At 64.0% G+C, this 23,359-nt stretch carries 19 protein-coding genes and 2 pseudogenes; 8 read left to right on the top strand and 13 right to left on the bottom strand.

Annotated elements, in window-relative coordinates:
- Window positions 1-387: 387 nt before the first annotated feature.
- Window positions 388-1,281, bottom strand: a complete 894-nt coding sequence (locus EET03_RS28375) for an esterase family protein (protein ID WP_075544741.1) — start codon at window positions 1,279-1,281, stop codon at window positions 388-390.
- Window positions 1,282-1,400: 119 nt separating this feature from the next.
- Between EET03_RS28375 and EET03_RS32155 the strand changes: the two are divergent.
- A pseudogene (locus tag EET03_RS32155) lies at window positions 1,401-1,529 on the top strand (hypothetical protein); the annotation flags it as partial.
- 502 nt (window positions 1,530-2,031) lie between these two features.
- Here EET03_RS32155 and EET03_RS28385 read toward each other — a convergent pair.
- On the bottom strand, window positions 2,032-3,342 hold the full coding sequence (locus EET03_RS28385; RefSeq protein ID WP_082274879.1) for an alpha/beta fold hydrolase: 1,311 nt from the start codon (window positions 3,340-3,342) through the stop codon (window positions 2,032-2,034).
- Between the two features lie 304 nt (window positions 3,343-3,646).
- Here EET03_RS28385 and EET03_RS28390 point away from each other — a divergent pair, with 304 nt between their 5' ends.
- Window positions 3,647-4,015, top strand: coding sequence for a DUF732 domain-containing protein (locus tag EET03_RS28390; protein ID WP_099194494.1), 369 nt, complete (start codon window positions 3,647-3,649; stop codon window positions 4,013-4,015).
- A gap of 237 nt (window positions 4,016-4,252) precedes the next feature.
- Window positions 4,253-5,041 (top strand): SDR family NAD(P)-dependent oxidoreductase, encoded by a 789-nt coding sequence (locus EET03_RS28395; RefSeq protein WP_082274878.1) that lies wholly within the window; start codon window positions 4,253-4,255, stop codon window positions 5,039-5,041.
- Between the two features lie 123 nt (window positions 5,042-5,164).
- On the opposite strand, the gene EET03_RS28400 is transcribed toward EET03_RS28395, so the two are convergent.
- Window positions 5,165-6,718, bottom strand: a complete 1,554-nt coding sequence (locus tag EET03_RS28400) for a wax ester/triacylglycerol synthase family O-acyltransferase (protein WP_075544737.1) — start codon at window positions 6,716-6,718, stop codon at window positions 5,165-5,167.
- 208 nt (window positions 6,719-6,926) lie between these two features.
- On the opposite strand from EET03_RS28400, the gene EET03_RS28405 reads away from it, so the two are divergent.
- Both EET03_RS28405 and EET03_RS28410 read left to right on the top strand, forming a co-directional pair.
- Window positions 6,927-9,302, top strand: coding sequence for an acetyl-CoA acetyltransferase (locus EET03_RS28405; RefSeq protein ID WP_075544736.1), 2,376 nt, complete (start codon window positions 6,927-6,929; stop codon window positions 9,300-9,302).
- 145 nt (window positions 9,303-9,447) lie between these two features.
- Window positions 9,448-10,050 carry a TetR-like C-terminal domain-containing protein gene (locus EET03_RS28410; protein ID WP_075544735.1) on the top strand — a complete coding sequence of 201 codons (603 nt, stop codon included), beginning with the start codon at window positions 9,448-9,450 and terminating at the stop codon, window positions 10,048-10,050.
- Window positions 10,051-10,086: 36 nt separating this feature from the next.
- Here the strand turns inward: EET03_RS28410 and EET03_RS28415 are convergent, their stop codons facing one another.
- The 7 genes from EET03_RS28415 to EET03_RS28445 all read right to left on the bottom strand — a co-directional run bounded on the left by EET03_RS28415 (window position 10,087) and on the right by EET03_RS28445 (window position 18,745).
- Window positions 10,087-11,121: a hypothetical protein gene (locus tag EET03_RS28415; protein ID WP_075544734.1), complete on the bottom strand. Its 1,035-nt coding sequence runs from the start codon at window positions 11,119-11,121 to the stop codon at window positions 10,087-10,089.
- 2 nt (window positions 11,122-11,123) lie between these two features.
- Complete coding sequence (locus tag EET03_RS28420; RefSeq protein WP_075544733.1) at window positions 11,124-12,119, bottom strand: hypothetical protein; 996 nt, start codon at window positions 12,117-12,119, stop codon at window positions 11,124-11,126.
- Between the two features lie 55 nt (window positions 12,120-12,174).
- On the bottom strand, window positions 12,175-14,856 hold the full coding sequence (locus tag EET03_RS28425) for an NAD-dependent epimerase/dehydratase family protein (protein ID WP_075544732.1): 2,682 nt from the start codon (window positions 14,854-14,856) through the stop codon (window positions 12,175-12,177).
- Window positions 14,853-15,980, bottom strand: coding sequence for an ABC transporter substrate-binding protein (locus EET03_RS28430; RefSeq protein WP_075544731.1), 1,128 nt, complete (start codon window positions 15,978-15,980; stop codon window positions 14,853-14,855). Before EET03_RS28430 ends, EET03_RS28425 begins: the two co-directional genes overlap by 4 nt.
- A gap of 205 nt (window positions 15,981-16,185) precedes the next feature.
- On the bottom strand, window positions 16,186-16,818 hold the full coding sequence (locus EET03_RS28435) for a TetR/AcrR family transcriptional regulator (RefSeq protein ID WP_167470733.1): 633 nt from the start codon (window positions 16,816-16,818) through the stop codon (window positions 16,186-16,188).
- Window positions 16,815-17,630: a hypothetical protein gene (locus tag EET03_RS28440; RefSeq protein WP_244232584.1), complete on the bottom strand. Its 816-nt coding sequence runs from the start codon at window positions 17,628-17,630 to the stop codon at window positions 16,815-16,817. Before EET03_RS28440 ends, EET03_RS28435 begins: the two co-directional genes overlap by 4 nt.
- A 323-nt stretch (window positions 17,631-17,953) precedes the next feature.
- A complete protein-coding gene (locus EET03_RS28445; protein ID WP_082274876.1) occupies window positions 17,954-18,745 on the bottom strand; it encodes an alpha/beta hydrolase in 792 nt (263 codons plus the stop codon).
- A 297-nt stretch (window positions 18,746-19,042) separates the two neighbouring features.
- On the opposite strand from EET03_RS28445, the gene EET03_RS30580 reads away from it, so the two are divergent.
- On the top strand, window positions 19,043-19,198 hold the full coding sequence (locus EET03_RS30580; RefSeq protein WP_167470734.1) for a hypothetical protein: 156 nt from the start codon (window positions 19,043-19,045) through the stop codon (window positions 19,196-19,198).
- On the opposite strand, the gene EET03_RS28450 is transcribed toward EET03_RS30580, so the two are convergent.
- A complete protein-coding gene (locus tag EET03_RS28450; RefSeq protein WP_136625778.1) occupies window positions 19,195-19,413 on the bottom strand; it encodes a hypothetical protein in 219 nt (72 codons plus the stop codon). The two genes, EET03_RS30580 and EET03_RS28450, sit on opposite strands and share 4 nt — an antisense overlap.
- Window positions 19,414-19,713: 300 nt before the next feature.
- On the opposite strand from EET03_RS28450, the gene EET03_RS28455 reads away from it, so the two are divergent.
- Window positions 19,714-21,426: a PE family protein gene (locus EET03_RS28455; protein WP_099194496.1), complete on the top strand. Its 1,713-nt coding sequence runs from the start codon at window positions 19,714-19,716 to the stop codon at window positions 21,424-21,426.
- Here EET03_RS28455 and EET03_RS28460 read toward each other — a convergent pair.
- On the bottom strand, window positions 21,390-21,620 hold the full coding sequence (locus EET03_RS28460; RefSeq protein WP_082274875.1) for a ferredoxin: 231 nt from the start codon (window positions 21,618-21,620) through the stop codon (window positions 21,390-21,392). The two genes, EET03_RS28455 and EET03_RS28460, sit on opposite strands and share 37 nt — an antisense overlap.
- 56 nt (window positions 21,621-21,676) lie before the next feature.
- A complete protein-coding gene (locus EET03_RS30585; protein ID WP_167470735.1) occupies window positions 21,677-21,817 on the bottom strand; it encodes a hypothetical protein in 141 nt (46 codons plus the stop codon).
- A gap of 136 nt (window positions 21,818-21,953) precedes the next feature.
- On the opposite strand from EET03_RS30585, the pseudogene EET03_RS28465 reads away from it, so the two are divergent.
- A pseudogene (locus EET03_RS28465) lies at window positions 21,954-23,138 on the top strand (thiolase family protein).
- Window positions 23,139-23,359 lie beyond the last annotated feature (221 nt).

Below are 23,359 nucleotides of genomic sequence, written 5' to 3' on the forward strand. Positions count from 1 at the left end.
TAGCACTCCGGGAAGAGACGACGGGAGGGCCGTCGCCTACCAACTGACCTGATCACCGTGCCGCCCCGGCAGCACGAACAACAAATCGGGTTACCGCAACCCCACACACTGCTCACCGCCAGCGCCGGAACCCCACCCCCACGTGCTCACCCTGGATGCCCGCGAACACGCGGCTCACGCACCGGCGCACGAGTGCGCCGGCCGGGCACAGAAATCGTCGCCCGTCCGACCGGCTGCCACTTGAGCTTTCCAGCGCCGCGCTCGCAGATGTCTCGACCGCACGAGTCGTGATCGAACCTCCCGCAACCGAACCCCTCGCCGAACGCCGGGACGGCGCTCATTCCGGCAAGAAGACCAGACGGTCCAACTAGCCGCGTATGCCAGCAATTATCTGATGTTCGCGGCCAAATCGCTTGACATCGCAGCTAGTTCAGGCCCCCACGACGACCAACCGTGGTCACCGCTGGGAGGAAGGTCGAAGTGTGCGTTGTGGCCACCGACCTGCTTGTAATACGCAAAGAATGAACTATTGGTGCCCTGCGCTTGGTCGGCGTAGCCGATCATGGCGGCCGGATCACTGGCCGTCAAAGTTTGCGGGCTGAAGATCCACACCCGAGTGTTGTTGTTCACCAAGTCCCCGGCATGCACGTAAGGGTCGTGCCACTTCCATCGACCCAGTTGGGCGGCACCCCACATGGCTTGAGTGTCGACGCCTCCGTACCGCATCATGCCCTCGGTGATTGCGCCGTTGACGAAGGTGTTCGATGGGTACAGGAAACCCGACATTGATCCCGCGTAGCGGAACCGGTCCGGGTGGAACTCGGCCAGCATCAACGCGCCGGTGCCGCCCTGTGCGGCCCCAACAACGGCGTGGCCTCCGGATGCCAGGCCTTTGTTCGCGGCCAACCAATTCGGCAGTTCGCTTGATAAGAACGTCTCCCACTGGCGGCTGCCGTCCTGCTCCCAGTCGGTGTAGAGACTGTAGGCGCCGCCAGCCGGGGCCGCCACGGAGATGCCCTTGCCGGCAAGCGTGTTCATCGCGTTGCCTGCGGTCACCCAGTTACTAACGGCGTCGCCCGCATTGAAGGCGTCGAGCAAATAGACCGCGTGTGGCCCGCCGCCCATGAACGCGACCGGGATGTCGCGGCCCATTGCCGCCGACGGGACCATCAGGTTTTCGACGTTCGCGGCGTTGGCTGCACCCGTCGAGACCCACGTTAGAAATGTCAGACTCAGCACTGCCGCCAACGCCTTCCGCAGCAGCATCGGACCGAACTTCATGCCCAACCTTCCCCACCAGCGTCTGCCGTCGTCGCTAACTCTTTTAACGTAGTTATGCTAGTGCAATAATCGGGAGCCGAAGGCAGAAGGATCGCGAAGCAACTTCGAAGGGTTATCACATGGATCCGAGTCTTGACTACGACGGCAGCGACGAGGTCGAATACGCCATCAACTGGTTCGCCTGGATCCTCAGGGGTGTCTACCCGCCTCCCGCGTATTCGCCGGCAACGCCGGCAACCGGCGGGTAAGCGGTTAGCTCGCCGAACAATCGCCCGGACTACCTGTTCTTGCCGATGGACGGGTTGGGTTTGGGCGTGCCCTGGTCAGCTGCCAATAATGATCTTCCAAAATCGCGCACCAGCCGGAAGGATCGGCTACGACGGGTTTATCCAGCTGATGCGAGCGGCGCAAGATCCTGATCGCGGCTCAACCCCGAAGATTCTTTGCTGGTTTCGTTGAACACCGCTGAGACGCATCGTGGTGGACGCGCAGCGAGCAAACTCAACCTGTCTTGGCGGCGACTAGCCTAGCAGCAAAGGCGCGTGATGCGAGGCGAAACTTGATCATCCACATCGGTCAATCGTGGTTGCCCACGGTGTCAATACGCACCGATTTGACGTCAAGACTGCACCCCACGACAGCCACACCGATCGACATGGCCAGGGCCGTAGCCGCCCATTCGCTTCTCACGACCTGACCTCCGTGCTGTTCTTGCAGACGCCTCTCATGGCCGTGTTGAAGAGTGGAGCGTCAACGCGGCGGCAAAGGTTGTCGAGATTCGAACCGCTTTGGGAAGCTGCCCGCGTCCCAGATCTTGAACTGGTGATACAGGTGTGTACCGGTCGGTTCTGCCCGGCCGAGTACGCGCACCGGTGCCGCCATGGAGAGGACCGGCGAGTTCGGTGCGTACCACGGGTCGGGCGTCGAACGCGTCACCTTGCTAGCCAGCGCGTGGTCGAGTTCGATCCCGAGTCGATGCTCGGAGAGCAACTGGCGCACGATCGCTGAGAACGTCCAAGGCGTGGACAATACCCAGGAGTGGTAAGCGTCGGGAAGCGTGACGAGGGTGCCGCCGCAAAGACGCGCCGCGCTGACCGCAGATTCGAGGCTCACCAGCATGTCTTTCTCACCGTGCACGATAGCGACCGGCGTCGAGTGTTCGGCCAATATGCCCAACGCACGGTTGCAGCGCTCCGACGCTGCGATTGCGCGGGCCGCTGCAAGGAGCGGACCGGGCCGGACCGCAGTTCGAGCAAGGATCCCCACGAACGTCCGCGTGTGCCAAAGGTGATCGTTACCCCGCAGCCCTACTCGGTCCCTGAAGAGGTCGACTAGGCCTGCGGCCAGCCCCAAGCCCATTTTGGTCGGTGATGAAACCCTGCTGCGGGAGGCGTCGAAGGCTTCTCCCAGCGCCGGGTCGATCAAGATGATCGTCAGCGCGCGTTCCGGCCGCCGTGCAGCCAGTTCGGCCGCAGTGCGCCCGCCCATGCTGTGGCCGACCAGGACAGCACGCCGAATGCCGAGTGAATCCAGCACCTGCTCGGTGATCGCAACCCGTTCCTCGAAGGTGTCGTGGCCACGCGCCGGCGCATGCGTATCTCCATGACCGGGTGCGTCGATTGCTGCCACCAGAAACCCTAGCTGGGGCAACCTGTTGACCAGCCGCAGGTAGACATGACGGTTCAGCCCGATGCCATGGAAGAAAACCAGCGGTATACCTCGACCACCCACCGACACGCCAACCCGGTGCCCGCCCGGAAGGCGGATCCGATGGTGTTCGAATTGCACACGGACACCCGGCGGGGCAACAAAAGAGGCACCTCCGGCTTCGGCGGAGAGGTTCGGGATGTCCATCAGGTCTCCCTTCCGGCGATGCGCGATGCCATACCAGGTACCGCTCGCGCCGGTGATCACGACATTCGGTCGAGGCCACAAGCCTGTTCCACGAAAAATCCATGTTTCCGCTAGATCATATAGAGAATAGGCGGCTAGACAAGAGGACATTCGACGTTGTAGACCGGACCCCCCTGACCTAGCCCGACGTACATTTCGGTCCGACATCCGTACAGGATTTGCCGGCGGAGTTATACAATCTCGCCACGCGCGGCAATCGCGCGTCACACCGCACGGCCATCCCCTACCGGAGGGGCGATATGACACGCCGCAGGAATCGACGACAACTGCCCGTCATAGGTGCGACAGACAACGGGAATGCCTTGGCCGCCTTAGAATTGGCGCCTCGAACTGTTCTGGCCATGACGGTCGCACCCTCCGTGTCGGCCGACCCCCTAGCAGACCGGTTCAGTGGGACAGTGCGACCGGCGATCCACCCGCGGCGTCGGTACAACTGCATAGGGCGCCGGCCATGAAGCGCGGCACGTTGCTCGCCGCTTTGATCGTCGCCGTCGCTGCCGCCGGCGGAATCACGCAGACGATAGCCCCACCGGCGCAGGCTGCCCCAGCACCCGAAGTGGAGTACGTCTATGACGTGATGGTGCGGCGCCACTACGACTTTCCGAACAATGACGCCATCGGCTACGGCTACGGGATCTGCGACAAGGTCACCCAGGGCCAGAGCTACGCCCAAGTGATGGGTGATGTGAAAAGTGACGTGACCCCCAACGATGAGTTTGCGGCTAACTACCTGGTCTCATATGCGGTAAATCTGCTATGCCCTGCCCAGATCTGGCAACTGCGGAACTCAGCGGCGCATTACCAACCACCACCGGAATAGCCGCGGCCAGGTTGCGGAATTCGGCAGCGCCTCACCGGTGTGTCAGGTAGCTGATACCCGCAGTTGTTCATCGAGGAGCGTAATTGCGATCCTCTTGCCAACCCCCGATGTCGACCGCTAACCTGACCATGAATTTCTGTACGTGACCCGTACCGTTATCGCGATTGCTGACTGCCAGGCTCAAACGAGACGCCCGACGCCCCATAGCGAGGGCAAATAGTAGGTGATCGATCCGCCATGTCCTCACCCAACGTTCTTGTGACGGGCGCCGGTGCGGGCATCGGCAAGGAGTTTACAAGGCTATTTGTGGCCGACGGCTCGCGTGTCCTCGCCGTCAGTTTGCTGCAGCAAGAGCTGGAGACGTTAACGGCTGAGCTCGATCCGCAGGGCAGGTCACTGCAGACGCTGCAGATGGATTTGGCGGCACCCGATGCCGGCGACGAGCTGTTCTCGTGGTGCGTGGACAACGACTGGATGCCTGACATCCTCGTCAACAATGCCGGGTTCGCCTGTTTTGGCAACGCCGTAGACCTCTCGACCGAGCGCGTGGCACAGATGTTGACACTGAACATCGTCACATTGACCAAAATGTCGATGCTCTTCGGCAAGGTCATGAAACAGCGCCATCGCGGCGCCATCCTGAATGTCGGCTCAACAGCCGGCATGGTGCCGTCGACCCGAATGGCCTCATATGGCGCCAGCAAGTCCTACGTGAATACATTCAGCTATGCCCTAGCCGCTGAACTCAAACCCTACGGGGTTACTGTCACATGCCTCACCCCAGGAGCAACACAGACGAATTTTGCCCGGGCCAGTGGTATCGATCAATTCGCCGGGAAGTCGCTGCTGCATACCATGTTTGAGAAAGGTAAGGCTGGTTCGCCGGCCGCAGTGGCCCAGGCGGGCTATAACGCACTTATGCGAGGTCAGCGGCAGGCTTTGGCCGGCACCGGAGCACGACTCGCAGTGGCACTGTCACGCTTGGTTGCACAGAGGCGGCTGCCAGCCCTTGTGAAAAACCCATGACCGGTTGCACTTTGGCGAGCCGGCCGGCGGATAATTGATCACGCCAACACTTTTCGACGGTGTCAAAGCATCGACAGCGATCGCCCCCGAAGAAATCCTCGGACCGCTCGCCAACGATGCGAACTATGGGCTCGGCGCCTCGGTCTGCACATCCGATGTCTTGGGCGAAGGCGCAGGGGCTTTCGCACTATCCTCGGCAGCCGCCAGCAGCAGTTCGAAGCGACGTTGGACGCCGTCGGCAATCCGCTCAGGATCGGGAACCAGCTCTGCCAGGGCGGTGAAGCCGAAGTCAAGGCTGTCTGCGTAACTGATGCAGTGAATGAGCAACCCTATGGGGACTCCCGCCATGCTGCGCCCGTAGAGATGGGTCATTTCCGCACCGGCGAGATAGAGCCTTTGCTCAGGGCCGGGGATGTCGGAAACCATGTAGTTCGCCACGGTTGGAAATGCGGCGAAAAGTGGCGTATGTAGCAAGTGCGCCAGCATATGCCAGGAGCCGCCGGGCACGGCGTCGATCATTCGGTTCACGCTGCTCACTATTTGACCGGTGGCCTTGCGGCGAGTGCGGCTTGTTGCGATGCGCTGAGGTTTGTTCTTCTTGGCCAGGCCGGAGATTACGAGAAGGTGTTCGACCGGATCGGCGATGTCCGACGGAATAGCGATCATCATGAAAGTGAAATGATTACCAGCGCCTTCTTCGGCTGCTTCGTCGCGGATGTTGACCGGCGACACCACCCGCAGCGGCTCAGCGGGAAGCTCGTCGCGCCCGCGCAGATAATCCGCGACGCCCGCACTGGTCACGGCAAGCAGGACATCGTTTAGCGTGACGTTGAAGCGACTCTTGACCCGTTGAACATCAGCCATCGGGATCGATAACAGTGCCAGCGAGCGTCTCGGGCTCGCGCATTGCCGATTGAACACGGTTTGCGGGGTGTGGCCCGAACTACGTTGAGCCGCAGGTGGTTGCGGTGACTCTTCGGTAACACGGGCTTCGGGGATGGTGCCACGGCCGGGCTGCAACAGCCCGGCGACGCGCGGGGCAATGCCGCGAACCAGAGGCCACGCCACCAGAAGGCCACGATATGCCAATCTGACGGGCGTGAGCATCTGGTCCGGTATCGACCTGACCAGCATTTCGGCCGGTCCGGGGACCCGTTCACCGTCGACGCGGCACGCCGAGAGGGTCGGATCGACGGCACGGGGCTCGTGGTCGAAGAGCTGAGCCAGCATCTCCATTCCGCCGACGCCGTCGACAGCTGCGTGGTGGATGCGAACAATGAGAGCAGCAGAGCCATCGCTGAGGCCGTCGACGTAGTACATCTGCCACAGCGGGCGGTCGTGCCGTAACGGCTCATCAAGCAAGGACACCGCCAAATCACACAGCGCCGACAAGTCGTGAGGGGCCGGAGCGCCCACATGCTTGAGATGGCGATCGATCGAGAAGTCGGGGTCGGTCACCCACTGCTCATAGCCCACGCCGAACGGTGCGGCGACGCGGCGCCGGGTAAAGACGGGTATCCGCGGGATCCGGGCGGAAAGCTCGGCTTTGACCCGGCTGTAATCGTGACGGTCAGGTGCGGTGGATGGATCCAGCAGGAATATTCCGGCCCCGTCCATCGGTTGCTGCTCGGATTCAACATTGAGCAAAAGGCGGTCCAAACCGCTCATCGCCTTCATCGCGCTGTCCCCTCACGGGAGCCGTGATCTTATGCCAATCAGGACTATACGTGCTGCTGCGGACCTCCAATACAGCGTCAGTTGCGGGCGCAGCTGCTGCCCGTTGCACCGGCGTGGTGCGTGGGGCCAAACACCACCTCATTGCTGGACGAAATTCGTCCGATATAAAGTCCCAGTGATGAGAGGCGCGCAGCGACCAGAAGATCCGATGCACACTCTTGACGATCTTGATCCGCGGACACCGGTGATTGTCGGGGTGGGACAAGCGGCTGAGGGTCTCCACGACGAGCACTATCAGGGGCGCTCACCGATCGATCTTGCCGTAGCCGCAGCGCGTGATGCCGTTGCGGACACCGCGGTCGATAGCGCCACGGTCCTGGCAGCGGTCGACACGGTCGCGACCACGCGACAGTTCGAAAACTCCACTCCGGGGGCGGCATCGCCGTTGGGACGATCAACGAATTTCCCGCGTTCGGTCGCCAGTCGACTCGGCGTCCAGCCGCGGCGCGCGGTGCTCGAAGTCAGCGGCGGCCAGTCCCCCCAACACCTTGTCAACGAGTTCACCCGAGCTGTGCTGCACCGGCAGAGTGACGGTGTGCTGCTCGCGGGAGCCGAGGCGGTCTCGACGGTGCACCACTTCGCGCACCAATCAGACCGTCCTGACTTCTCCGACGACCCGCCCGGCGACCTGGAAGATCGCGGGTTCGGCCTCAAGGGATTGATCTCCCGTGAGCAGCTGATGCATGGGCTCGACGATGCGCCCTCACAATACGCGCTGCTCGAAAACGCCCGCCGGGCCGCGCGCGGGGAGTCCCGGCGGCGGTATGCACAAGCGATGGGCGAGTTGTTCGAACCGTTTACGCACGTGGCCGCTTCGAACCCCTATTCCGTTGCGCCGCAGCCGCATACGGCGAGGCACCTGGTCAACGTCAATGAACACAACCGGATGATCGTCGACCCTTACCCCCGTCTGGTCGTGGCGCGGGAAAAGGTCAACCAAGGAGCGGCCATCGTGCTCACCAGCGTCACAGTCGCGCGTGAATTGGGCATCGATCCCCGCCGGTGGGTCTTCTTGCACGGCCAGGCCGATCTGCGCGAAAGAAACTTCTTCGACCGCCCCGATATCGGCCACAGCCCCGCAGCGGTCCAGGCCGTGTTGCACGCACTCGAGGTCGCCGGCGCCACGCTGGATGACATCGACTTCTTCGATTTCTACAGCTGCTTTCCGATTGCGGTGTTCAACGTCATCGACGGTCTGAAACTTGCCGCCGACGACCCCCGCGGCTTGACGGTGACTGGCGGCTTGCCCTTCTTCGGCGGACCTGGCAACAACTACTCGATGCATGCGATCGCCGAGATCGTTCGGCGAGTCCGCGCGGCGCCTGGCTCCCTAGGATTGGTCGGCGCCAACGGCGGCGTGCTGTCGAAGTACTCGGTAGGCATCTACAGCACCACGCCGCGAGAGTTGCGCAGGGACCGGAGCAGCGAGCTGCAGGCGAGCATCGACGCCGCACCCGCTGTTGGGCATGCCGTCCAAGCCGATGGCTGGGCAACCGTGGAAACCTACACCGTCAAACATCGCCGCAATGGCAAGCTCGGTGTGGTGGTCGGACGGCTCGAATCGGACGGCCGCCGGTTCCTCGCCAACGCGGTTGAGGCTGATGAGGAGCTCATCGCGATGCTGGAGACGGCCGACCAGCCGGTGGGTCAACGCGTCTACGTGAAGGCGTTCGGCTACGGGAACCGCGTCGCGCTGACCAAGGACCGGATGCAGGAGCTCTGCCCGCAGCGGCCTCCGACTTTCCGCTACTCCTATGAGTACGCCACGGTGCACCGTGATGGCCACCTCCTGGAAGTGACGATCAACCGGGAAAACGTCCGCAATGCGTTGCATCCACCGGCGAACGAGGAACTCGCCGAGATCTTCGATGCGTATTTCGCCGATCCGCAATTGTGGGTAGCGATCCTCACCGGCGCAGGACCTGAAGCGTTCTGTGCCGGAAACGATCTGCGATATTCGGCAAGTGGGAAACCGGTGTACGTGCCCAAGTCAGGATTCGCCGGTATCACCCACCGCAAGACCATGACCAAGCCGGTGATCGCCGCAGTCAACGGTTTCGCGATGGGAGGGGGACTCGAGACAGCGCTGGCGTGCCATCTGATCGTCGCTGACGAGAACGCAATCTTTGCACTCAGTGAGGTCAAGGTCGGACTCGTCGCGGGAGCCGGCGGCGCGGTTCGATTGCCGCGGGCACTGCCGCCCGTACTGGCCAACGAGCTGCTGCTGACCGGGCGTCAGATGAGCGCCAACGAGGCGCGAAGTCACGGACTCGTCAATAGAGTCGCTCCGGCCGGGACCGCAATGACAGTCGCGCGGGAGTTGGCCGCCGACATCCTTGCGGCGTCCCCGACCTCCGTACGCCTCACGTTGCAGTTGGTCCAGGAGGCGGCGAAGGAAGCCGACGTGTTCACTGCGATCAACGCGCCCAGTGACGTCATCGACGAGTTGCTCTTCAGCGAGGACTGTTTTGAGGGCATGACAGCATTCGCCCAGAAACGGCAGCCGCGGTGGAAGAATCGATGACGAATCATGGCAATGCCGCGATGCCGCTTCCCAGCCTTGGCGAAGGGTCGCCCGATACCATGCTTATTGCTTCACGAGCCCGTTGCTTCACCAGCGACGGTCATTAAATACGGACGGATTCCGTACACGAACCCCTAGGACACGTATGACCGAATCGGCCAATACCGGCGCCGGGCGGCCCCGGGACCCTGCCGTCGAGGAAAGGGTCCGATCAGCGGCCTGTCAGCTTTATGCTCGGGTCGGCTGGACGGGATTCAGCATCGACGCGGTGGCGCGAGAAGCGCGGGTGGGCAAGTCATCGATCTACCTACGCTGGCCCGACGCCACGTCGCTGCTCTTGGACTCGCTGCAAACCCGTATCGACATGCCGCTCGACACCGATACCGGAACGGTCCGCGGAGATCTGCTCGTCCTTGCGCGGAACATCCTCGGCATGCTGACCAGCGATCTGGGAGACAGTGTTTTACGGCTGGCCGCTGAGGCTCGGTGCGTTCCAGAGTTGGCACCACGATGGGAAGCGTTTGTCGCAGCCAACGTTTCGGCGGTACGGCGCATTACGCGTCGTGGCGTCTCTCGAGGTGACCTTCCGCCACGCACCCCGGTCACGTTGCTTCTCGACGCAATCTTCGGCGGCTTGCTCATGCACTACATGGCGACACCGCCGGGCCGCGCCGGCACGCTCGGCAAGCGGGGTGATCAACTCGCAGAATCTCTTGTCGACATGGTCCTTGCTGTTGTGACGGTCTGACTCGAAATGCATCGCCGCCCGGCCAGTTTCACAACGCTACGACCTGCGTGCACCGGTGTATCGCCGGTCGAGTCCGTTGAGCGGGAAAGTCTCGATCCACGCCAGTGACGTCTCGGGCACGCGCTGGTCGCCGACGCGGCGAACCGATCCCGCTTGGCCGTGGTAGGCATCGCCGCGCGCCGCGGCAAGCGAGCGCATTTGACCCCGCTTGACGGCGGTAAAGCGCCACTGGCTGTCGCTGGTGGCGTACACAGCGGTCTCCACGTACCGGTCGTCGTCCAACTGCACCTCGGCGGTGAGTTCGGTGGACTCGACGATCGGCCCGTCCTGATCTGCGACCACGGCGAAACCCCAATGCTCCTTGCCAAGACATAGCGCACCGAATTCATGCGAGCCGTCGCCGTAAATGTTGCCGAACGTCACCCAGGCCAGCTCCACGATATTGAAGAGGGGACCATTGTTGTATACCTGGCCCGTCGGCCCGTAGAAGCTGTCCATCGAAACAAAGCCGCGGACTTCATGTCCGCTAACCTGACCGGTGACCCGGAAAGGTTGCGACGCATAGAGATTCCCACCGCGCTCGTCGATGTTGGGCGTATACCACTGATATCCCAACCCCAGTGGAGCGCCCCGCAGGTCGAGTAGTTCACCTTCGGACCAGTGAAATTTCTTGTCGGACACCGTGAACGAGAATGGTTGGCTATACGGCGTGGGTTCGGCGGCCACCCTGAACGACGACTCACCCTCGTCCAGCGTCCAGCGAACCCCGGCTCCGCGGTGTGACGATGCGAAGGCTTCCGGCGCGATTTCGAGGTTGTCGGTGCCGACATTCGACGACAACTGTAGGCCACCAGACAGTTCGGTGTTGACCTTGCGCATCGGGGCCAAGAAGTTGCCCTCGTCATCGGTCAGGCAGCTCCACCAGTAGGTGGCCATCGGCCGCAGCCCAAAGAACTCGCGTTCGCACCAGGCATCCCGGGCCGCGAACTCGCAGGTACTGACCAGACTTCGGAAGTCGAAGTTGCCGCGGCGCCGCGACGGCCACCGCCAAGAACCTCGTGGGGAACCCATGGTCAGTGGGCAATCTGCTGCCGGAGGGCACCGGTCTCGACCAGCCGGCCGTTGTAGGTCTCCATCAGTGCTTCGGTAGTCTTCGGCCGCCGCTTTTCATCCACGTGGTGGACCCAGCCCTGCCGCCAGCGGTGGCCGGCCAGCAGGTCTTTCCGCACCGGGCACCGCCCGCCGGGGGCCGCCTCCCACAGCCAGGTCTCGCCGCCGCCGATGTAGGAAACCATGGCCGGATAAGCGGATTCGGACTCCGGTTCCCCATCAAGCTCGGCTGCCACGACAATGTCGTGCGCTATCAGGGGTGGTCCATCGCTGCGGTGAACGATCATCAAGTTGAAATCTTCGGTTCCGTGGATGAGGTGTCCCGAGTGCACCGCGCCGTCTTCGAACTCCGTCGCGAATGCGACCCATGCGGCTTCGAGTTTGGTGATCACCGGCCCGCTCATGAATCGTTTGCCGGGCTTGGAATGCATGCTGTCGTGGAAAACGAGCCCCGTGACGGGAACACCCTTGATCGTCCCTGTGGTCTTGAAAAGGCGCGACGTGTACGCCATCGGGTCGTCTGCATCGGGAGTGAAGAACTGCAGTCCCGGCCCGACCAGCTCACCGGTCATGGACAGTTCGGTGCCGTCGTTCCACTCCATCCGATGGTCGTCGACGGCCATCAGCGCCGCGCCCTGGGGAGTCACCACTTCCCAGCGGCCGTCGCTCTGGCGGTGCTCCACAGGACCCCCGTACGAGCTGGTTTCGTCGGTGGCGTAGACGAAGTCTCCGCCGATCTTCGACTCCGACAGGTGCAGGAACCGCGCCCGCTCGCGGTAGAAGCCACGGATGGGCCACCAGTAGTCGCCTGTTTCCGACCGGACCGAACCATAGAAGTACTGCATGTCCATCTTCAGTCCGGCAACGTCATTCCAATGAGCGCTTGCGGTCGGTTCGATCAGCGTCGCGACCGGTTGGAACCCGTAGTGTCCGCTGGTGCGAATGTGGTTATCTACCATGGTTTCTCATCTCGACGGGGCCCGGTCTGCGTGGCCGAGCGCAGGTTGTGGAACGTCAGCATTCACGATGTGCTGGCGGAGTCTGATCGATCGCGGCCTCGAGAAGCCTTATTTCCCCGGTTGATCCGTCGACTTCTACCAGTGCGCCGGCGGGCAGCCGTCGGGTGGCATTGCGGGTATCGACCACGCAGGTGACGCCGAATTCCCGGGCGACGATGGCCGCATGCGACATTGGGCCGCCGAGATTGGTGACGACGGCGCCGGCGTAGGCGAATGCCGGTGTATAGCCGACGTCGGTGACGTCCGCCACCAGCACCTCGCCGGGCAGCAGTTCGTCGATCGTGTGCTGGTCGACCAGGCGCACGCGTCCCTTGATCCGTCCGCCACTCACGCCCAGGCCATGCAGCGACCGGCCGGGCTCCAGTCGCGACGCGTCCGTCGCCGCGGTCCAGGATTCGCTGAACGCCGGTGGCGGCCGCACCAACGCCAGTCGAGCCATCTCGGCGCGCCGACGCGCCACCAGTCCGCGGGCGTCGGGCGGCAACGCCTCGAGCTCATCGACCTGGAAGAAGTAGATGTCGTCGAGCTGATCGATGATGTCGCGCTCGACGAGCCGCCGTGCGTGGTCGCGCAGCAGCTGACGCAGTATCCACGTCGCCCGAACGACCTTGTCTCGGCGGACTTCTCGATCGCATAGTTGCCGTCCCGCCAGCCGCTGAGCCAGCCGGCCGCGTGCCGCGGGAATAGGTGGAAGGTGGTTTGCTTCGACCCTTTGCTGTTGGTGCGCAAGCGACTTGGCGATCATGCGGGTGAATTGTTCGGGATCGTCGCCATAGGTGACCGAGCGCAACTCACATTCGGCCGGCCCGCGGTGCCCGATCTTCGACAAGTCGGCGACGATCGCCCGATACAGCTCGGGTGCGCGCTCCCGCGTTGCGGCCAGCACGTCGTGTTCGACCGAAAGCGCGTCGACCGCCGCCGGATGGGCTCGCGCCAAATCCGTGAGCCGCTCCAGACTTTCAAGTGCCCGGCCACTGGCCACCTCCCGACCGGCGGCTGGCAGACCGCCACCGCCGAGGCGTGCTGCGGCGGTTGCCGACGCCGTACACAACATTCCGGCCCACGCCGACAGCACCCAGCCGTGCACCACCAAATCACGGGCCAACAAGATGAGACTCTCCAGGCGGCTATCGTCGAGGTCGGACAACTCGCCGGGCAACAAGCCTTCGAGGCGGTCGACATCGCCGACGAACGTCGTGGATTCCCGCCGGGATCCGGCGACCAGTCCCAGGCCGGTCAGCCCGACCAGCAGCACGTCCGTCAGCCGCCTGGCGATACTGCATCGCTCGCGCGGGGGACGTTCACGGCCGAAGACCGGGGTATCGCCGAGTTCGCGTCCAAAGAATTGCTCGATCATGCTGTCGGGCTTGGTGCCCGGCATCGACTCAGCCATGTAGTACACCGACGTCACGCCGCCGTACAAGCGGTGCCCGAAGGTGCCAATCGCACGCGTGGCGACCTCTCGGCCGATGACGCCGCGCAGTCGCAGCCGCTGCGCGATCGATACGCCGCCGGCTCGCAGACCTCGCACCGTGGACGACGCCGCGGCCGGTGTGAACGGCCCGGGCAGTGCCTCCGACAGGTTGGTGGCAACGAATGTCGGGAACCGCGGGTCGATTGGTGTGTCGAATTCGCCGTTGCGGCCCTCGGGCCCGGCATGGTGCAGCGGTGCACCGTCGGCCGGTGCTTCGTCGATCGCAGGGACGTCGTGTACGAGCGCGATCCGCCAGGGCAGTGTGAAGACCTTCTTGCCGACAACGGCTCGACCACGAACCGCGAGTGCGAAGTCGTCCAGGCATTCCTCAGCATTCCAGGCAGGCGAGTAACCCCATTCGTGCACCAGCCGACCGGTGTCCATGATGGGAAAGTTCAACAGCAGCTCGAATTCTGCGGGTGACGCCTCGACGAGTCCGCGACGATATAGCGCGCCCAGCCCGGCGTCGATCAGCCGTTTGCGTGCCGGGAACAGCCGGCGGCCGAGTTTCGCGGTGATGTCACGGACGGTGGGCTCGCCCCGCGCCGCCAGATTCACCGGTCCGGTCTCGTGTCCCAGCACGGCGCGGACGAAGAGCCGGTGCACGTCGTCGGTGTGCACAATCTGCAGCGGCCGGTCGGCGGAACCTCCGACGTTGGGAAACGCGGGCGAACCGAGCAAGCGCATGACGGTGTTGTCGACGTGACGGCCGACCACGATGCCCGGACGAATCGCAACCCACTCTTTGCCGCACCCCGCGAGCAGGCCTTCGACATGCGCCTTGTGGAATGCGTAGAAATGATCAGGTGAGGGAGCGAGGGGATCTTGTTCGTTGAGCCGGTTCCCACCCGATGGTCGGGCGCCGTAGGCGAGGACAGACGACGCGAAGACGATCCGGCGGGTTCCCGATCGGTCCATCGCGTCGAGGACGTTCTGGGTGCCGCCGATGTTGATGTCGCGGGTCAGTTTCGCATCGGGGTTGGAATTGACCACCCACGCGCAGTGCGCGACGACGTCGGCGCCGTTGACTGCCCGGTCAACGCTAGCCGCATCGCGGATGTCGGCCTCGACGAAATGGCTGTCGGAGGACCAGTTCCGGGGCCGGTGTCGGGCCAACCCGACGACCTCATGCCCTTCGGAACGCAGCCGGGCGGCGATACCGCGCCCGAACACTCCGCTTGCACCGGTGACGGCGATCCTCATGACGGTTGTTCCCAGGGAACGACGGAGGCGAGGCCTTCCAGCGATGTGGTTCCGCCGTGAGCGCGCCGGAGCACCAAAAAGTCTGCTCCCTGGTAGGCGCGGTGGTCGCGAGGGCCGAGCGTGATGATCGTGCCGGGTCCACCGGTACACGCAGGGATGCGGCGCAGCGTGTCCATCGCGTCCCGCAGCGCGGTCGGCGTGGCGTAGCGCATTCTCCCGAGCGCGAGAGCAAACGCATGGCCAATGTCGTATCCGGTGGATAGCCCCGAGGTCGCGTAGTCGTAGCCGAAACGCTTGCGGAACCTCTCACGCACCGCCGCGAACACCTCGTTGCCCTCGTGGTACTGGTCAACGCCGACCCAGCCCTCGAGCCGACGAGCGCGTTCTTCGGTGTAGGTGGCGCTGACAAATGCGGTCGTCTGGATGCGCGGCGGATCCCAGTCGATCTGCTCGAGCGCCGGGCGAATCCACTGATTCACTCCCCCCAGACCCAGGTACACCAGCGCGTCGGGCTTGGAGTCGCGGCAGACAGTGAGCGCTTCCACCAGTTCTTCGACGCTGGTGGCCGGGTACACCGGAGGTTCGGCCGTGATGACCAGGTTCTGCGGCTGCAGCTCGTAGCGGAAGAATTCCGCATATTCCTCACCGATTTGAGTGCGTTCGCGCAGCACCGCGATCCGACGGTGGCCGTTGGCCTGCAGCCAGGCCGCCATCACTGCTGGCTCGTCGGCGAGCCCGCCGTTGGCGAACGCATAGGCGTAATCACCGACGAATCGGACCGATCCACAGATGGTGGCGGTGGGTACTTGCCGGCGCTCGATCTCGGGCAGCAAGGCAAGGCAGTTGTCGGAGGTGAACGGGCCTACCACGCCGAGCACCCCGGCGTCTTCGACAAGCTCGCGATACGCCTTGATCAGTCCGTGAGCGGACGTCCACGGCTGTGCGTAGACCTCGCGGACCACCACCTCAACGTCGCGTTCGAGCAGACCGCGCGCCTTGACGTCCTCGCTCGCCAACCGGACCGCATCCGGCCAGCAGTCGCTGAGCCCCGGATGTTCCGGGAGGTCGATCAGCACACCGAGTCGATATGGCTCGATCGGACGCCCGTGATAAACGGTGGCCACCTGTCAGCTCCCGGGGCCGGCAGGTGAATCACTGCACGAGCGCATCCGTCGTCGCCTTTCTGGATCGCAGGCCGTGACCGATGGCGCCTTGCGCTGTCGGATCGTACGCCGCGTCTGCCACTCGCCTTCGCCCTGCACTCGAGCCGATGCCTCGGGACGAATGTAGGGCTGACAGCGCGCGGATGTCAACGGTTCTGGGTAGAGATTATCTATATCCTTGGACGATGCCTCCCGGTTGCAACCCGGGCAGCCCCACACTGAGCATCGCGATGAGGGCGGTTGCGGCAGCGTCGAGGTCGTGGTCTTTTGCCGCCGAACCGCCAACCGACAGCAGACCTTCGACAATGGCCCGCAGCCCAAGCGCCAGACCCTCCGGCGCCGCGGAGCCGACCACCGAGGCCCAAAAGTCGGTGAAGTGGCCGTCGTATCGCCGCAATGCGCGGAGTTCGGGGTAGCGGCGGACATCGTGCTGCACGGTCTGAAAGAGGCGTGCAGCGTTGGGGTGCTCACGACGAAGCAGCACCACGGCGCGAATGATTGCCCAAACCTTGTCCGCGACCTCACTATGCGGTGCGATTGCCTCGGCGAACCGATCAAGGACATGCTGCTGGGCGGTGGTGGCGACCGCCACGTAAAGGCCTGTCTTGCTACCGAAGTGGTGATACAGAACGGGCGCGGTCGCGCCCGCATCGGCAAGTATCGTGCGGATGCTGACGCCGGCGTAGCCGTCTTGACTGAAGCGAGTCGCGGCCGCCCGCAGCAGTCCATCTCGGACACTTGACTCACCCGCGGGCGGACGGCCAGAAGGGCGTCGTTGTGGGCTTTTTCGGGCGGTCACCCCGCGACAAGGTGATCGCTCTTGATGCGCCCTGGGAAAAACTCGATCCAGGTGAACCCCACATCGAGGGCACGCGGATCGCCGTCACGTCGGGTAATGCCGGCCTGCGAGGTGTAGCCGGCCCATCGCGCTTCACCGAAATGGCGCATCTTGCCACGCTCACTACCGGTAAATGTGTAGCCCTGTCCATCGATGTCGAATCGGGCCTGCTCGATGAAGCCCTCGCCGTCGAGCCGATAGGTCGCACCCAGCCGATCGGTCTTGGCAACCAACTTGCCGGCGTCGAAAGTCGCCGCACCCGACCAACCTTGGCGGCCTTTGACGATCACCCCGTAGTCGACGGCCCCGTCGGTGAATTTGTTGCCGAACACTTCCCAAGAGATCTCCAGATCCTTGAAGTACCGATACTCCTTCCACTCGACACCGGGTTGGAAATATCCGTGGTCCAGACCGACGAAGCCCTCCGCCGGCTTGCCGGCGATGGTCCCAGTCACCCAATAGACCTGGGTCGTGTAGAAGAGCGGCTCCGTGCGCGCCGGCATGCAGAACTGGAACCCGGGACCTTGCAACGGACCCGCTATGGACAGCAAATCGCCTTCAGCCCAAGTGATGCCATCGTCGTCGATAGCCAGATCGAGCGGCTGACCGGCCACGCCGAAACGTTCCGCCATCGCATGCATCAGGTGATTGGTCCAGCGTCGTCGCGACGGCTCGATGGTACGTAGTGATTCGCCTCGCGCGCTATCGAACGCGCCCGGATGCAGATTGAGGTCACCACTGGAGTCGTTCATCAGCCACAGCCCGCCGGTCATGGGGCCGCAGAACTTTCGCTCGACGGCCCACGTCGCGCCGTCAGCATCGCGTAACCCGCCGTAGAAGTACTGGACCTGAAGGCTCAAACCGTGCCGCAACTCGCTGGGATGCAGATCGACGAGCTTAGGCTCATACGCGTCGACGACCGCCTGAAATTCGAAGTCGCCGAACCTTGGAACACTCATTCTTCCTCCTAATATACCGTTCGATATATTAGGAGGAACTCGTCTTCGGCACAACCCGCTGAACACCTCCCGCCCGTTATTGGGGGGGAAAAGCGAAATGCTGCTGCCCCAACATGATTAAGCGGCTCAGTGGCGGGCTACCGCGGCCTGGTTAGTACGGTCGTGAGCCAGGCATCGATGTGTCCGGCCGTGACTTTCCACGTGTCGTCGAGCATCATGTCGTGCCCGGTGCGCGCAACGATCACGGGCGCGGTCGCATATCGGGCGGCGATCGCACGGATCTGCCGCGCGGAGAAGATGCCGTCGTCGGATGCGCCCATGACGAGGACGGGAGGTCCGCCGACCGGCGGCACTCGTGGCCGGCGGCCGAGGATCATGTCGGCCACCGCGGCGATAGACTCTTCGGTCAGCATCGACGTATACCGTGCAACGACATGGTCGGGGGTGGACTGACAAAAGAAGGCGGCGCGGCACCGTTCAGGAGTGCCCACGATGGGCTTGAGTCGGCCACGCGCAAGACTGGCCGCAAGAGGAAGCAGGTTGCGGCGTAACAGCGGTGTACGCAATGCATCTGCGCCCGGCATGGGCGTCAGCAGAACCACCGCGGGCGCATGTCGGCGCTCGACGAGCTTCCCGACGATGTATGCGCCCATCGAGTGCCCGATAAGCACCGGCGCTTTGGGCAGCCGATCGGCGACTGATCGTACGTCGTCGACGTAGTCCCTGATCCGACAAGTCCGGAGCATGCGGATGTCATCACCGCAATGATGGCCGCGCAAGGTTAGCGCATATGAATCCCAGCCGTGATCGGCGAAGAAGTCAAGGAAATGCTCGTCCCAGCACCATGCGCCGTGAAAGACGCCGTGCACGAACAACAAAGGAGGTCGACGACCCGCGCAGCCGCGTCCCATCCGCGTGATGACGTCCACGTCATGAACCAAGGTGGGACCTAATCGGGAAATCCGAGTGCTCGCCGAGCCGCAGCGAGAACCTTGTCTTTGATGCGCGGCACCGACGGTCGTGATTGGGGTCGACACTTGTCGGCGCGGGACACCCGGCCGTGTTCGTTGATGCCCACTTCGGTTGGCACGCAGACGATTCAATCGCTGGAAAATAGTTCACTCTCAGAGCCTCTGGACGCATCAGCCTTAGTCGACAGTTCTTGATTTACGCTAGTTTATCTATATGATCAAGTCTTGCCCTGATATCGCCTTGCCAAGGAAATCATGACGACGCAAGCGCCTGCCGTCATCGTCGTGGCAGCACGCACGGCCATAGGCACGTCGCGGAAAGGTTCGTTGGCCGCCGTCGAGGCCACGCAGCTGGCCAAACCGGTGATCACCGCGGCCATCGAGCGGTCCGGCCGCGGCCGGACGGTTTAGATGACCTTCTTCTCGCCGAGGTGTATCGGGGAGGTGGCGATATGGCCCGCTACACCGCGGTCGACCTCGGCCTCACCGCCCTCCCCCGTATGGGGTGAAGCGCCGGTGCGCTTCCAGCCTGACCGCAGTGGCGCTAGGTTGGCGTACTCTTCGGCCTTCGGCATCGACCTGTCGACGGTGCGGACCGGCAAGCCTCCGGAGCAGAAATCGGTCATCGTCACGGACCCCCGAACCACCGCCACATGCGCAGCCTGCTCAACCCACCCAACCCGACCGTCCACCTCGGCGGTCCGAGGCCGAGCTCACTAGGGGAATGTCTTTGGGTGGTGGGTAGAGGCTGGTTGATGGTGTTGTTCGGTGTCTGTGGTGGTGGTGTTCTCCTCCAGTTGGGGGAGAAATTTTCATCCTTCGAATCCGCCTTTTGATCGAGGGCGCTGCGGTCCTAAGCAGGCGAGGGTGGTCGGTGGAGGAGTGGCTGGGTAGCTACATGCATTCGAACAAAGGGGATCGACGTGGTGTCGTTTGTGGTGGCTAGCCCGGAGGTGCTGGGGGCGGCAGCAGCTGATGTTGTGGGTATCGGGTCGTCGCTGCGTTCGGTGAGTGAGACGGCAGCGGCGCAGACGACGGCGGTGTTGGCGGCGGGTGCTGATGAGGTGTCGGTGGCGGTGGCGTCGCTGTTTTCTGGGTATGGCTGGGCTTATCAGCGGGTGAGTGCTCAGGTGACGGCGCATCACGAGCAGTTTGTGCGGGCCTTGTATTCGAGTGCGGATGCCTATGCCGTTGCCGAGGCGGCTAATGCGTCGCCGTTGCAGTCTGTGGAGCGGGGTTTGCTTGACCTAGTAAATGCGCCCACCGAGGCGTTGTTGGGGCGTCCGCTGATCGGCAACGGCACCGACGGTGCAGCCGGGACCGGCCAGAACGGCGGCGCGGGCGGGCTTCTAGTCGGCAACGGCGGCAACGGCGGTTCCGGTGGCGGCGCGCACCCTAACGGTGGCCATGGGGGCGCCGCTGGACTGCTCGGCAATGGCGGTAGTGGTGGGCTGGGCGCACCAGGTGCAAGCGGCGGCAACGGCGGCGCGGGCGGGTTCCTCTACGGCAATGGCGGGGACGGCGGGGCCGGCGGCAACGCCACCATCCCAGGTGGTAACGGCGGCAGCGGCGGCGCCGGCGGACCTGCGGTCTTCATGGGCCAGGGCGGATCTGGTGGCAACGGTGGGCTGGGCGCAACTGGCGCCGCAGGTGCCAACCCCAGTCCCCTGCCAGCAGGTCCGGCAGCACAATCGGGTATTCCGGGTGCAAGTAACACCGCCGGCAACGGAAACCCCGGCGGGCCCGGAGCCCATGGAGTCAGCACAGCGACAGTTGGTCAGCCTGGCGGCAACGGTGGCGCAGGCGGCGCTGGCGGCAGCGTTGGCTTCACCAGCCCAGTAATGGGCGGCGCCGGCGGCGTGGGGGGTGACGGTGGCTTCGGCGCCCCTGGCGGCATGGGGGGCACAGGCGGCACGGCAGAGTCCAACTTCATCAATGTCCCGCCCCAGAGAGCCACCGTCGGAGGTCCGGGTGGCGCGGGAGGCGCCGGCGGCGGCGGCGCGTCGGGCGGCATGGGCGGCACCGGAGGTGACGCCCTCTTTGCGGGCCTAGGGGGCACAGGCGGCACCGGGGGTACAGGCGGTACGGGTGCCTCGGGCGGTACCGGCGGCACGGGCGGACAAGGCAGTACCACTAGCGGATTCCGCGGAATCGGGGGCGCAGGAGGGACTGGCGGCGCCGGTGGCGTTGGCGCCGCAGGCGGGAACGGTGGCAGCGGCGGCGCGGGCGGGGTCGGCGGTCGTGGCGGTCTACTGATCGGTGATGGTGGAGTGGGCGGCGTGGGCGGAAACGCCGGGGCCGGCGGACACGGCGATGCCGGCGGCCTCGGCGGCGCCGGCGGCCAAGGCGGATTCGGGTTCAACTCCTCGCAGGGCGTCGGTGGAAATGGCGGCACTGGCGGAGACGGCGGAGACGGCGGTGACGGCGGGAATGGCGGCAATGGCGCTGTCGGAGGCGCCGGGGGGTTGTTCGGGCATTCGGGTGCCTCCGGTGCGGGCGGCATGGCAGGCGCTGGCGGGACCGGTGGAGATCCCGGTCAGGGCGGCGTGGGCGGTACTGGAACCCCGAACGGCATATCGGGCGGGCCTGGCCAACAGGGCGCTCAAGGCAAAGCCGGCGTCGACGGCCTACCCGGCTGATCCAGGCACCGCTCTCTGATCGCCTGCTCCGGACAGCACTCGATGGCCTCGCGGGTGGCCGCTTCGAATCCCGCTGGGGCCTCAGGGCTTATCGCTTCAGCGTAGCCATCATCGGTCAGGCTGAAGACTTCCGGACACAGCGTCAGACACATGCCGTGCCCGCGGCAGCACTGGTCGTCGACCCAGACCTTCATGCCGGCAGGAATTCCAAGTGCAACTCGGTCAGGCCACGCATGAACCAAGGTGGGACCTAATCGGGAAATCCGAGTGCTCGCCGAGCCGCAGCGAGCATCTTGTCTTTGATGCGCAGCGCCGACGGTCGTGATTGGGGTCGACACTTGTCGGCGCGGGACACCCGGCCGTGTTCGTTGATGCCCACTTCGGTTGTCACGCAGACGATTCAATCGCCGGAAAATAGTTCACTCTCAGAGCCTCCGGACGCATTAGCCTTAGTCGACAGTTCTCGATTTACGCTAGTTTATCCATATGATTAAGACCTGCCCGGATGTCACCTCGCCAAGGAAGTCATGACGACACAAGCGCCCGCCGTCATCGTCGCGGCAGCACGCACGGCCATAGGCACGTCGCGGAAAGGCTCGTTGGCCGCCGTCGGGGCCACGCAGCTGGCCGAACCGGTGATCACCGCGGCCATCGAGCGATCCGACCGCGGCCGGACAGTTTCGATGACCTTCTCCTCGCCGAGGTGTATCGGGGAGGTGGCGATATGGCCCGCTACACCGCGGTCGACCTCGGCCTCACCGCCCTCCCGGGATGGCGGTGAATCGGCAGTGCGCTTCCAGCCTGACCGCAGTAGCGCTGGGTTGCGGCCAATCACAGCCGTCATGTCTCGGGCAGTGCTGGCCGGTGGTGTCGAATCCTGTTCAACCGCGCCCGTGGTACGCAAACGCAAGCCATACCGCAGCGGCACGAACCCCGACGACTGGATCGACCCGTGGTTCTCGTATTGACACCCATCACCGCCGCAGGCGCCGGCGATGGACATGTCGATCACCGTCGCACACAACTGTGCACAGCAATACGGGATCAGCAGGCATCACCAGGACGTCTGGTCACTGCGTAGTCATCAGCGTGCTGTCAAAGCCATCAATGCCGGCTCGATTGTTGATGAGATCGTTCCCGTTGACGTCGTTTTGCCCGACGGCAGCACCGTGCCATTCCAGGAAGACGAGCATCCGCGCCGTACCACCACGCTGGAGACGCTCGGTTCGTTGAAGGTGCTCCACCCCGAGATCGAGGGCTTCACCATCACTGCCGGCAACTCCTCGGGCATTAACGACGCCGCCGCGATGGTCGCACTGGCCGCCCCGCATGAACATCGCGATCCACTTGCGCGGGTCTTGTCGTGGGCATTCGTCGGTGTCCTGCCGAGTCGCACGGGAAGCGGGCCGATCGACGCCATCCCCAAGGCATTGGCTCTGGCCAGCCGCAGCCTGCGCGATGTTGCCTTGTTCGAAATAAACGAAGCCTTCGCGGCCCAAGTCATCGCCTGCACGCGAGCGCTACGCCTCGACGAGGAGATAGTCAACGTTTACGGCTCGGGCATCAGTTTGGGCCATCCGATCGCGGCGACCGGCGCTCGAATGCTGGTGTCGTCGATCAACGAACTCCGCCGCCGCGGCGGCGGGATCGGGGTGGTGTCGATGTGCGCCGGCGGCGGGATGGGCGCCGCAATGGTCATCGACGTCGCGTGACCGCTTAGCAATCCTCTCGGAACGACAGCGCCTGCTCGGGGCACGATTCGACGCCCCGTCGAACGTCATCCTCACGTCCGGGCGGCACCGGCTTAGGACTCGTGATTAAATAACGTCGTTTTTGCTGGTTTCGGGCGCTACGGTTGTGCTATGGCGGATCTGGCGGACTCGGTGGCGCGGCGGTACGCGGTGATGGGACCGCATTTGTCGGAGTTTCAGCG

The sequence above is a fragment of the Mycobacterium innocens genome (genome assembly GCF_900566055.1).
In the GTDB taxonomy this organism is placed as follows: Bacteria; Actinomycetota; Actinomycetes; order Mycobacteriales; family Mycobacteriaceae; genus Mycobacterium; species Mycobacterium innocens.

Coding starts and splice junctions, on each gene's coding strand:
- EET03_RS28390 (WP_099194494.1), top strand. CDS start 3,647: ATGAAGCGCGGCACGTTGCTCGCCGCTTTGATCGTCGCCGTCGCTGCC.
- EET03_RS28460 (WP_082274875.1), bottom strand. CDS start 21,620: ATGAAGGTCTGGGTCGACGACCAGTGCTGCCGCGGGCACGGCATGTGT.
- EET03_RS28395 (WP_082274878.1), top strand. CDS start 4,253: ATGTCCTCACCCAACGTTCTTGTGACGGGCGCCGGTGCGGGCATCGGC.
- EET03_RS28425 (WP_075544732.1), bottom strand. CDS start 14,856: ATGAGGATCGCCGTCACCGGTGCAAGCGGAGTGTTCGGGCGCGGTATC.
- EET03_RS28450 (WP_136625778.1), bottom strand. CDS start 19,413: ATGACCGATTTCTGCTCCGGAGGCTTGCCGGTCCGCACCGTCGACAGG.
- EET03_RS28405 (WP_075544736.1), top strand. CDS start 6,927: ATGCACACTCTTGACGATCTTGATCCGCGGACACCGGTGATTGTCGGG.
- EET03_RS28410 (WP_075544735.1), top strand. CDS start 9,448: ATGACCGAATCGGCCAATACCGGCGCCGGGCGGCCCCGGGACCCTGCC.
- EET03_RS28415 (WP_075544734.1), bottom strand. CDS start 11,121: ATGGGTTCCCCACGAGGTTCTTGGCGGTGGCCGTCGCGGCGCCGCGGC.
- EET03_RS28400 (WP_075544737.1), bottom strand. CDS start 6,718: ATGAAGGCGATGAGCGGTTTGGACCGCCTTTTGCTCAATGTTGAATCC.
- EET03_RS28385 (WP_082274879.1), bottom strand. CDS start 3,342: ATGTCGGACCGAAATGTACGTCGGGCTAGGTCAGGGGGGTCCGGTCTA.
- EET03_RS30580 (WP_167470734.1), top strand. CDS start 19,043: ATGACGACGCAAGCGCCTGCCGTCATCGTCGTGGCAGCACGCACGGCC.
- EET03_RS28440 (WP_244232584.1), bottom strand. CDS start 17,630: ATGACCGGCGGGCTGTGGCTGATGAACGACTCCAGTGGTGACCTCAAT.
- EET03_RS28420 (WP_075544733.1), bottom strand. CDS start 12,119: ATGGTAGATAACCACATTCGCACCAGCGGACACTACGGGTTCCAACCG.
- EET03_RS28375 (WP_075544741.1), bottom strand. CDS start 1,281: ATGAAGTTCGGTCCGATGCTGCTGCGGAAGGCGTTGGCGGCAGTGCTG.